Source organism: Streptomyces sp. HSG2 (genome assembly GCF_016598575.1).
Lineage (GTDB): Bacteria > Actinomycetota > Actinomycetes > Streptomycetales > Streptomycetaceae > Streptomyces.
This window is the reverse complement of the sequence record NZ_CP066801.1, coordinates 89,487-101,721: the sequence shown is the minus strand read 5'-3', so window position 1 is coordinate 101,721 and position 12,235 is coordinate 89,487. Positions and strand designations below refer to the sequence as shown.

Here is a 12,235-nt window from a genome sequence, read left to right as displayed (position 1 = left end):
CGAGGAGCCATGGACCCAGCACGCCTCCGGTGTGCTCTCGACGGGAGAGCGGCCCCCGGGCGACTTCGACTGCACCGTGTGGCCGCCGGCCGGCGCCGTCGCGATGGACCATGAGGACTGCTACGACCGCTTCGCCGACGCGGGCTTCGCCTACGGGCCGACCTTCCAGGGGCTGCGGGCGGCATGGCGTCTGGGCGAGGAGGTGTACGCCGAACTCGCCCTGCCCAACGACGCCGCCCCGGGCGGCTACGGGCTGCACCCGGCGCTGCTCGACGCGGCCCTGCACGCCGCGCTGCTGGACGAGACGGCCGAGGCCGGGCTGCCGTTCAGCTGGGCGGGCGTCAGCCTGCACGCCACCGGGGCATCGCGGCTGCGCCTCAGGATGGCCCGGGACGCGTCCGGCACGACCCGCACCCTCGCGTTCGCCGACCCCACCGGCACGCCGGTCGCCTCGATCGACTCCCTCGTCGTCCGCCCGGTCGCCGCCGACCGGCTCGGCGCCCCGAACATCGGCCGCGACGCGCTCTTCGGCGTCGAATGGGTGCCCGTCGACACCGAGGGCGCGGTGCCGGACGGCTCCGTGGCGGTCCTCGGCGACGACCCGTTCGGACTCGGCTTCGAGACGGTGGCGTCCCCGGGCGACACCGAGGCCGGAGTCGTACTCCTGCCCGTCGGCGGCGAGGGAGGCGGTGACGGCGACGGTGCAGTGGTGGGGGCGGCGCACACCGCCACCGTGCGTGTCCTCGCCGCGCTGCAGGAGTGGATCGCCGCAGAGCGGCCCGGCAGGCTCGTCGTCGTCACCCGTGACGCCACGGTCGGCGGCGACCTCGTCGGTGCGGCCGTCTGGGGCCTGGTGCGGTCGGCGCAGTCCGAGCACCCCGGCAGCTTCGGTCTGATCGACCTTGTGGGCGCGGCCGACGACGAGGCTCGTGCCGCGACCGGCGCCGACCTGATCGCGGCGGCCCTTGCCATCGACGAGCCGCAACTGGTGATCGGCGACGGCAAGGTACTCGCCGCCCGCCTGGCCCGGGCGCATCCCGCCCAGGAGGCGGCTGGCTGGGAGAGTCCTGTGCTCATCACGGGCGGTACCGGTGGCCTGGGCCGGATCATTGCCCGGCACCTGGTCGAGCGGCACGGTGTGACGGAGCTCGTCCTGGCCAGCCGCACCGGCCAGGCTGATGTGAGCGAGTTGGAGGCGGCCGGGGCGAGCGTGTCGGTGGTCGCCTGCGACATCGCCGACCGGGACGCGCTCGCCGGGCTCCTGGACCGGCACCCGGTCCGCTCCGTCGTCCATGCCGCGGGTGTGCTTGATGACGGTGTGGTCGCCTCGCTGACCCCGGAGCGTCTCGACAGCGTGCTGCGGCCGAAGGCCGATGCGGCCTGGAACCTGCACGAACTCGTCGGTGATGTCGCGCAGTTCGTGTTGTTCTCCAGTGCGGCCGGTGTCTTCGGCAACGCCGGGCAGGGCAATTACGCGGCGGGCAACGCCTTCCTCGATGCCCTCGCCGTCCGGCGCAGGGCGGAAGGGCTGCCCGCGGTGTCCCTTGCCTGGGGTGCGTGGGAGACCGGCATGCCGGCTCAGGACGACGCCGAGCGCATGGCCCGCTCGGGCATGCCCGCCATCAGCGCCGAACGCGGCGTGGAACTGTTCGACGCGGCGCTCGCAACCGGCGAACCCCTGGTGCTTCCCGTGCGGCTGGACCTTCCGGCGCTGCGCGGTCACGCCACCGTCGTCCCCCTCCTGCGCGGACTCGTCCGCACCAAGGCACGCCGGGCCGTCGCGGGCTCGGAGGCCGCGTCCTCGCTGGTCGCACGCCTGGCCGCCCTCGACCCTGCGGCACGCCGCACCGAACTGGTCGGCCTGGTGTGCGCCCAGGCGGCGCAGGTGCTGGGCCACGCGGGTGTCGACGCGGTCGACTCCACGCGGGCCTTCCAGGACCTCGGCTTCGACTCGCTCACGGCGGTCGAGTTCCGCAACCAGATGACGGCGGCCACGGGCCTGAAGTTGCCCGCGACGCTCGTGTTCGACTACCCGACCGCACTGGCCCTCGCCGACCACCTGCACGCCGAACTGTTCGGCTCCGTGGCGGACACCGCCGAGTTCCCGCCCGCACCTGTGTCCACCACCGACGACCCGATCGTCATCGTCGGCATGGCCTGCCGCTTCCCCGGCGGAGTCGACTCGCCAGAGGACCTCTGGAACCTGGTGGTCAACGGCGACGACGCCATCACCCCGTTCCCGACCAACCGGGGCTGGGACCTGGACACCCTGTTCCACCCCGACCCCGACCACCTCGGCACGTCATACACCCGCTCCGGCGGCTTCCTCCACGATGCCGGCCTCTTCGACCCCGAGTTCTTCGGGATGTCCCCGCGTGAGGCGCTCGGCACCGACGCGCAGCAGCGGCTGCTCCTGGAGACGACCTGGGAGTCCCTGGAGCGCACCGGCATCGACCCGACGTCCCTGCGGGGCAGCCGGACCGGTGTGTTCGCCGGTGTCATGTACTCCGACTATGCCCAGATCCTGGAGGCCGACGCCGAGGGGCACCAGGGCGCCGGCACCTCGCCCAGCGTGGCGTCCGGCCGCGTGTCCTACACGTTCGGCTTCGAGGGCCCGTCGGTGTCCGTGGACACGGCGTGCTCGTCGTCGCTGGTCGCGATGCACTGGGCGATGCAGGCGCTGCGCTCCGGCGAGTGCACCCTCGCCCTCGCCGGCGGTGTCACCGTGATGTCCACGCCGGGCGCCTTCGTCGGCTTCTCCCGGCAGCGCGGGCTGTCCGAGGACGGCCGCTGCAAGGCGTTCTCGGACAGTGCCGACGGTGTCGGCTGGTCGGAGGGCGTCGGCCTGCTGGTGCTGGAGCGCGAGTCCGACGCCATCCGCAACGGTCACCGGATCCTGGCCGTCGTCAAGGGCTCGGCCGTCAACCAGGACGGTGCCTCCAACGGGCTGACGGCGCCGAACGGTCCGTCGCAGCAGCGCGTCATCCGGCAGGCACTCGCATCCGCAGGTCTGTCCACCGCGGACGTGGATGCCGTAGAGGCGCACGGCACCGGTACGACGCTCGGCGACCCCATCGAGGCGCAGGCCCTGATGGCGACCTACGGCCAGGGCCGCGACGTACCGCTCTACCTGGGGTCGGTGAAGTCCAACATCGGCCACACTCAGGCGGCCGCGGGCGTCGCGGGTGTCATCAAGATGGTCAAGGCGCTTGAGCACGGTGTGCTCCCGCCGACGCTGCACGTCACCGAGCCGTCGGCACACGTCGACTGGAGCGAGGGCGCCGTCGAGCTGATCGGCGAACCGACCGGCTGGCCGACCGTCGGGCGCCCGCTCCGGGCCGGTGTCTCGTCGTTCGGCCTCAGCGGCACGAACGCACACGTCATCCTGGAGCAGCCGGTCGCACAAGCACCCGTCGCACCGGCAACGGCTGTCGAGGCCCCCACCTCCGACGTGCCGTGGCTGGTGTCCGCGAAGACCGAGGCGGCTCTGTCGGGCCAGATCGACCGGGTCCGTGAACTCGACGGCGACCCCGTCGACATCGGCCACTCGCTGCTCACCAGCCGTACGCTCTTCGACCACCGTGCGGTCCTGCTGGACGGCATCGAACTGGCCCGAGGCCGGGCCCGCTCCGGTCGCCCCCTCGCCCTGCTCTTCTCCGGTCAGGGTTCGCAACGGCTCGGTATGGGAAAGGAGTTGTACGACCGCGTCCCGGTGTTCGCGGAGGCGTTCGACGACGCCCTGATGTACCTCGACCCTGCGCTGCGTGAGGTTGTGTGGGGTGAGGACGAGGAGCTGCTGAACCAGACCGGCTACACCCAGCCCGCTCTGTTCGCGCTTCAGGTGGCGCTGTACCGGTTGGTGGAGTCGTGGGGTGTGAGGCCCGATCATCTGGCCGGTCACTCCATCGGCGAGATCGCCGCGGCGCACGTCGCGGGTGTGTTGAGCCTGGAGGATGCGTGCCTGTTGGTCACGGCCCGTTCCGGCTTGATGCAGGAACTGCCCGCTGGTGGTGCGATGGTCTCGGTCATGGCCTCCGAGGCCGAAGTGCTGCCGCATCTGACCGACAACGTCTCCATCGCCGCAGTCAACGGCCCGACGTCCGTGGTGATCTCCGGTGACGAGGCCGAAGTCCTCAAGATCGCTGAGCGTTGGAAGTCGAAGCGGCTGAGGGTGTCGCACGCCTTCCACTCGCCACTGATGGACCCGATGCTGGAGGACTTCCGGGAGGCGATCGGCGAGATCGAGTTCCGTGAGCCGCAGATCTCCTTCGCGACGTCCGGCGATGTGACCGAGGCCGAGTACTGGGTGAACCACGTCCGGGACGCGGTCCGCTTCCACGACAACGTCCGGGCTCTCGCCGACGCGACCTTCCTGGAGATCGGCCCGGACGGTGTGCTGTCCGCGATGGTCACCCAGGACGTGGCCGACGCGGTCGCGATCCCGGTCCTGCGCAAGGACAAGCAGGAGGAGACCGCGGCGCTGACCGCCCTCGCCACCCTGCACGTCCACGGCACCCCCGTCGACTGGACGTCCTTCTACCCGGGCGGCAGGCCGATCGACCTGCCCACCTACGCCTTCGAGCACCAGGTGTTCTGGCCCGCCGTACGCATCGGCGGTGACGACGCGTCGGGCATCGGCCTGGTGGCCCTCGGGCACCCCCTGCTGAACGCCTCGGCGGAACTCGCCGACGGCGAGGGCTTCCTGTTCACCAGCCGCCTCGCCCTGCGCACCCACCCATGGCTGGCCCACCACGTCGTGAACGGCAGCGTCATGGTGCCGGGTGCGGCCCTCGTCGAACTGGCCGTGCGGGCCGGCGACGAACTCGGGCTCGACCGTCTGGAGGAGCTGACGCTGTCCGCGCCGGTGATCCTTCCGGAGACTGGGGGCCTCGCCCTGCAGACACGGGTGTCCGCCGAGGACGAGTCGGGCCGTCGTACCTTCACCGTGCACGCCCGGCCCGCCGAGGCCGTGGACGTGCCGTGGACGCAGGTCGTGTCCGGCGCGCTGGCCGGTGGCGAGCGTCGGATCGACTTCGACACGAGCGTGTGGCCGCCGGCCGGCGCCGAGCCGCTCGACGTGACGGACTGCTACGACCGTTTCGCCGGGGTCGGGTTCACCTACAGTGGGCCCTTCCGGGGCCTGAAGGCGGCATGGAGGATCGGCGACGACACATACGCCGAGGTGGCGCTGCCCGACGATGTCAACGTCACGCCGTACGGACTGCACCCTGCCCTGCTCGACGCGGCCCTGCACGCCTTGCTGCTCGACGAGAGCGGCACCGCCGGGCTGCCGTTCGCGTGGGAGAACGTCTCCCTGCACGCGACCGGCGCCTCCGCCCTGCGGGTGCGTCTGACCCGCAACGCCGCCGGAACGTCGATCGCGCTAGCCGACCCGGCGGGCAACGCCGTCGCCTCGGTCGAGTCGCTGGTGGTGCGGGAGGTCACCCACGAGGAGACCGGTGCCCGCCGCCAGGACGCGCTCTTCGCCGTCGAGTGGACGCCGGTCGCCGTGCCGCCCGCGGAGGCGGGCCGGAGCGTCAGCGTTCTCGGCCCCGACGTGCTCGGGCTGTCGGTCGGCCGGGTGGAAGGCCGGCTCACGCTCGCCGACACGTCGGTCGTGCTGGTGCCGCTGTCCAGCGAGCCCGGCGCGGCCGGCGCGCACCGCACCACCCGCCAGGTGTTGGGGCTGCTGCACGAGTGGATCGCCGACGACCGCGACGGCCGCCTGGTGTTCGTCACCCGGGGCGCGGTCGACGGCGACGACCTCGCCGGCGCCGCCGCCTGGGGTCTGGTCCGCTCGGCGCAGTCCGAGCACCCGGACCGCTTCGGCCTGATCGACCTCGACGCCGAGGATTCCTCGCTCGCGACGCTGCTCGCGGTGCTCGACCTCGACGAGCCGCAACTGGTGATCCGCGACGGCAAGGTACTCGCCGCCCGCCTGGCCCGGGCGCATCCCGCCCAGGAGGCGGCTGGCTGGGAGAGTCCTGTGCTCATCACGGGCGGTACCGGTGGCCTGGGCCGGATCATTGCCCGGCACCTGGTCGAGCGGCACGGTGTGACGGAGCTCGTCCTGGCCAGCCGCACCGGCCAGGCTGATGTGAGCGAGTTGGAGGCGGCCGGGGCGAGCGTGTCGGTGGTCGCCTGCGACATCGCCGACCGGGACGCGCTCGCCGGGCTCCTGGACCGGCACCCGGTCCGCTCCGTCGTCCATGCCGCGGGTGTGCTTGATGACGGTGTGGTCGCCTCGCTGACCCCGGAGCGTCTCGACAGCGTGCTGCGGCCGAAGGCCGATGCGGCCTGGAACCTGCACGAACTCGTCGGTGATGTCGCGCAGTTCGTGTTGTTCTCCAGTGCGGCCGGTGTCTTCGGCAACGCCGGGCAGGGCAATTACGCGGCGGGCAACGCCTTCCTCGATGCCCTCGCCGTCCGGCGCAGGGCGGAAGGGCTGCCCGCGGTGTCCCTTGCCTGGGGTGCGTGGGAGACCGGCATGCCGGCTCAGGACGACGCCGAGCGCATGGCCCGCTCGGGCATGCCCGCCATCAGCGCCGAACGCGGCGTGGAACTGTTCGACGCCGCCGTAGGCAGTGACACGGCGGCCGTGCTGCCGGTCGAACTCGACCTCGCGGCCCTCAAGGCCGAGGGAGCCGTGCGGCCGTTGCTGCGCGGTCTGATCCGCGTCAGGTCGCGCCGCAGGATCGCCGGGGCGGAGACCGCATCCGGTCTCGTCCAGCGGCTGTCCGCCCTCGACGAGGCGGGCCGCACCGCGGCGCTCGTGGACCTGGTGCGCGGCGAGGTCGCCGTGGTCCTCGGCTATGACACCACCGCCGCCGTCGACCCGGAGCGAGCCTTCCAGGAACTGGGCTTCGACTCGCTCACTGCGGTCGAGCTGCGCAACCGCCTCACCGCGGTCACCGGACTGAAGCTGCCCGCCACCGTGGTGTTCGACTACCCGTCCGCCCACCAGCTCGCGGCCTACGTCAAGGACGAACTCCTCGGCGCTCAGGCCTCGGCGGACAACCTGCCCGCCGTGTCCGCTGCGGCCCTGTCCGACGACCCGATCGTCATCGTCGGCATGGCCTGCCGCTACCCCGGCGGGGTCACGACCCCCGAAGAGCTGTGGCAGCTGGTGCTCGACGGCACGGATGCCATCACGCCGTTCCCGACGAACCGAGGCTGGGACCTGGACACCCTGTTCCACCCCGACCCCGACCACCCCGGCACGTCGTACACCCGCTCCGGCGGCTTCCTGCACGACGCCGGCCAGTTCGACGCAGAGTTCTTCGGGATGTCCCCGCGCGAGGCACTGTCGACCGACGCCCAGCAGCGGTTGTTGCTGGAGACGGCGTGGGAGGCCCTGGAGCGCACGGGCGTCGACCCGGTGTCGCTGCGGGGCAGCCGGACCGGTGTGTTCGCCGGCGTCATGTACAACGACTACACGCAGCTGATCGGCGGCTCCGACACCGAGGGTTACGGCAGCACCGGCGCCTCGCCGAGCGTGGTGTCCGGTCGAGTCTCGTATGTGCTCGGGCTGGAGGGCCCGTCGGTGTCCGTGGACACGGCGTGCTCGTCGTCGCTGGTCGCGATGCACTGGGCGATGCAGGCGCTGCGCTCCGGCGAGTGCACCCTCGCCCTCGCCGGCGGTGTCACCGTGATGTCCACGCCGGGCTCGTTCGTCGGGTTCTCCCGACAGCGCGGGTTGTCCGAGGACGGCCGCTGCAAGGCGTTCGGCGACGGCGCGGACGGCGTGGGCTGGGCCGAGGGCGCCGGCATCGTCGTATTGGAACGGCAGTCGGATGCGGTGCGTAACGGACACCGGATCCTCGCCGTGGTCAAGGGGTCGGCGGTCAATCAGGACGGTGCGTCGAATGGTCTGACCGCGCCGAACGGTCCGTCGCAGCAGCGGGTGATCCGGCAAGCTCTCGCGAGCGCCGGTCTGTCCACCGCGGACGTCGATGCCGTCGAGGCCCACGGCACCGGTACGACACTGGGCGACCCGATCGAGGCGCAGGCCCTGATGGCGACCTACGGCCAGGACCGCGACGTACCGCTCAAGCTCGGAGCCATCAAGTCGAACATCGGTCACACCCAGGCCGCCGCCGGCGTCGCCGGAGTGATCAAGATGGTGCAGGCGATGCAGCACGGCATCCTGCCCAGGACACTGCACGCGGACACGCCTTCGTCGCACGTGGACTGGACGGAAGGCGCCGTCGACCTGCTCACCGACACCACCGAGTGGCCCGAGGTCGACCGCCCCCGGCGCGCGGCCGTGTCCTCCTTCGGCATCAGTGGCACCAACGCGCACGTCATCCTGGAGCGGGAACCCGCAGTGGACTCCCCGGCCGCCCCGGAAGACACCGGGCCCGTGCGAGGCGTCCCGTGGCTGGTGTCCGCCAAGACCGAGGCGGCGTTGTCGGGCCAGATCGAGCGGGTCCGGGAACTCGACGGCGACCCGATCGACATTGGCCACTCGCTGCTCACCGCCCGATCGAGGTTCAGCCACCGCGCAGTCCTGCTCGACGGGGTGGAACTCGCCCGAGGCGCGGTCGCCCGCAAGCCCCTCGCCTTCTTGTTCTCGGGGCAGGGCTCGCAACGGCTCGGTATGGGACGGGAATTGTACGACCGCTTCCCGGTGTTCGCGGAGGCCTTCGACGCCGTACTCGTCCATCTCGACCCGGCGCTTCGTGAGGTGGTGTGGGGTGAGGACGAGGAGTTGCTGAACCGGACGGGCTACACGCAGCCTGCGTTGTTCGCGCTTCAGGTGGCGCTGTACCGGTTGGTGGAGTCGTGGGGTGTGAGGCCCGATCATCTGGCCGGTCACTCCATCGGTGAGATAGCGGCGGCGCATGTCGCGGGTGTGCTGAGCCTGGAGGACGCGTGCCTCCTCGTCACGGCCCGTTCCGGCTTGATGCAGGAACTGCCCGCCGGTGGCGCGATGGTCTCGGTCATGGCCTCCGAGGCCGAAGTGCTGCCGCATCTGACCGACAAGGTCTCCATCGCCGCCGTCAACGGCCCGGTCTCCGTGGTCATCGCGGGCGATGATGCCGAGGTGCTGGAGATCGCCGGGCGTTGGAAGTTCAAGCGGCTGCGTGTGTCCCACGCCTTCCACTCGCCGCTGATGGACCCGATGCTCGACGACTTCCGCGAGGTGGTCGAGGACATCAACTTCGAGGCCCCGGGCATCCCGTTCAGCACGTCGGGAGATGTGACCGACCCCGAGTACTGGGTGCGGCATGTCCGCGGGGCGGTCCGCTTCCACGACAACGTCCAGGCACTGGGTGACGTCGCCTTCCTGGAGATCGGCCCGGACGGTGTGCTGTCCGCGATGGTCGCCCAGGACGCGGCCGACGCGGTGGCGATCCCGGTCCTGCGCAAGGACAAGCCGGAGGAGACCGCGGCGCTGACCGCCCTCGCGCGGCTGCATGTCGGCGGTGCCGATGTCGACTGGACGTCCTTCTACCCGGGCGGGAAGCTCATCGATCTGCCCACCTACGCCTTCCGGCGGCAGAGCTACTGGCCCAAGGTCGCCGAAGGCGCGGGCGACGTACGGGCCGCCGGTCTGCGCGGTGTCGTACACCCGCTGCTCGGTGCGGCCATCGAACTCGCCGGTTCCGCAGGCCACTTGTTCACGAGCAGGCTTTCGCTGCGTACGCACCACTGGCTTGCCGATCACGTGATCATGGGCCGGGCCTTGGTGCCCGGTGCCGTGCTGGTCGAGCTGGCGCTGCGCGCCGGTGACGAGTTGGGCTGCGACACCGTGGAGGAGCTGACGATGGCCGCGCCGCTGGTCCTGCCCGAACAGGGCGGTGTCCAGGTGCAGGTGTCCGTCGGCATCGCCGACGACGACGGCCGACGTACCGTGACGGTCTACTCGCGGCCCGAGGACACGGACCTGCCCTGGACCGAGCACGCCACCGGCCTCCTCGCCACGGGCGTTGTGCCCGCCCCGTCGGACCCCGCGTCCGACCTCGGGTCCGGCACCGTCGAGTGGCCGCCGGCCGGCGCCGAGGCCATCGACCTCGACGGCGTGTACGACCAGTTCGCCGAGGTCGGCTTCGGCTACGGGCCGGCGTTCCAGGGGCTGCGGCGGGCGTGGCGGGCGGCCGGTGCCGTGTACGCCGAGGTCGCCTTGCCCGAGGGAACGGAAGCCGGCGGGTTCGGCCTGCACCCGGCGCTGCTCGACGCCGCCCTGCACACCGCGTTGCTCGGCGGCGAGGAGCGGGGCGGGAGCGGCGGATCCGCTGCGCTGCCCTTCTCGTGGGAGGGCGTCTCGCTGCAGGCCACCGGTGCCTCGGCGGTACGGGTGAGGATGAAGCGCGACGAGAGCGGGGCGATGTCGATAGCCCTCGCCGACTCGTCCGGCACTCCGGTCGCCCAAGTGGAGTCCCTGGTGGTGCGGGAGGTCTCCGCACAGCAGCTGGCGGGCTCCGGCGTCGGGCGCGACTCGCTGTTCACCTTGAACTGGACGCCCATCGCGGCGAACACCGCCTTCGACGAGCCGGTCGCGGTCGCCGGTGAGGACGCCTTCGGCCTTGCGGACAGCTTCGTCGGCGGCCGGGTCCACCCGGACATCGCCGCCGCGGACGCGGACGTGGTGCTGGTCGAGGTCGTCGCCCCCTCCGAGGACGTCGTGGACTCGGCGCACGCGGCGGTGTCCGACGCACTGGTGAACACTCAGGAGTGGCTGACCGCCGAACGGTCCGGACGGCTGGTGTTCGTCACACGGGGTGCCATCGCCGCAGCCGACGGGGATGTCCCGGACGTGGTGGGCGCCGCCGTATGGGGCATGGTGCGCGTGGCGCAGTCCGAACACCCCGGGCGCTTCGGCCTCCTCGACCTCGACGACCGGCGCTCGTCGCTCGCCGTGCTGCGCCAGGCCGTCGCCGTCGAGGAACCGCAGGTCGTCATCCGCGACGGGGAGGTTCTGGCTGGACGGCTGGCCCCCGCGCCGCAGCCGCAGGAGGAGCAGACCTGGACCGGGCCCGTCCTCATCACCGGCGGCACCGGCGCGCTCGGCCGGATCATCGCCCGGCACCTGGTGGACCAGCACGGCGTCACCGAGCTGGTGCTGGCCAGCCGCAAGGGCGAGGCCGACGTCAGCGAACTGGAGGCGGCCGGCGCGACCGTGACGGTGGTCGCCTGCGACATCGCCGACCGGGACGACCTGAGGGCCTTGCTCGACCGGCACCCGGTCAGGTCGGTCGTGCACGCCGCCGGTGTCCTCGACGACGCCACGATCGAGCAGCTGACGCTGGACCGCATCGACCCGGTGCTCCAGCCGAAGGCCGACGCGGCCTGGTTCCTGCACGAACTCGCCGGCGACCTCGACCACTTCGTGCTGTTCTCCTCGGTCGCGGGCACGCTCGGCAACCCGGGGCAGGCGAACTACGCGGCGGGCAACGCGTTCCTCGACGCCCTCGCCGCCCGCCGCCGGGCCGAAGGACGGCCCGCCGTCTCGCTGGCCTGGGGCGCCTGGGACACCGGCATGCTCACCGCGCAGGACGCGGCACGCTTGGCCCGCGGCGGCCTGCCCGCGCTCACCGAGGAACAGGGCATACGCCTCTTCGACGCGGCGCTCGGCACCGGGCTGCCGGTCCTGCTCCCGGCCCGCCTGGACCTGGCGGTGCTGCGGGACCTGGGCGAGCCGGCGCCACTGCTGCGCGGTCTCGTCCGGACGAAGTCCAAGCGGGCCGTCGCCGGACAGGAGACCGCCGACTCTCTGGTGCGCCGGATGGCGAAGCTCACGGAGGACGAGCGTACGGCGATGCTGCTGGAGGTCGTCCGGGGTCAGGTCGCCGAAGTGCTCGGCCACGGCGTCGGTGAGGAGATCGAACCCGAGCGCCAGTTCCAGGAGCTGGGCTTCGACTCCCTCACCGCCGTCGAGCTGCGCAACCGTCTCGGCACGGTCACCGGTCTGCGCCTGCCCGCCACGCTGGTGTTCGACCACCCGACCCCGAACGACCTGGTCGAGTTGCTCCGCTCCGAGCTGAAGATCGGCGAACCCGCGCAGGGAACACCGGCCCTGCTCGCCGAACTCGACCGCATCGAAGCGGCGTTCGCCGACGCTGCGGGCGCCCTCGACGAACGGTTCCACCAGCAGGTCGCCGGCCGCCTGGAGGTGCTGCGCACCAAGTGGGTGGAGCTGCGCAAGGGAGACACAGGTGACGGCGGGATCGACCTGGAGACGGCGTCCGACGACGAGATGTTCGCCCTGCTCGACTCCGAGCTCGGGCTGTAG

Annotated in this window: 1 protein-coding gene (running past one end of the window); it reads left to right on the top strand. The window is 71.9% G+C overall.

The genetic code is table 11. The annotated features are described in order from the left end of the window. On the top strand, positions 1 to 12,235 hold the final stretch of the coding sequence (locus tag JEK78_RS00445; protein WP_200262100.1) for a type I polyketide synthase. 17,573 nt of this gene lie to the left of the window's left edge; 12,235 of the gene's 29,808 nt are visible here — the last part of the coding sequence; its start codon lies beyond the left edge, outside the window; the stop codon is at positions 12,233 to 12,235.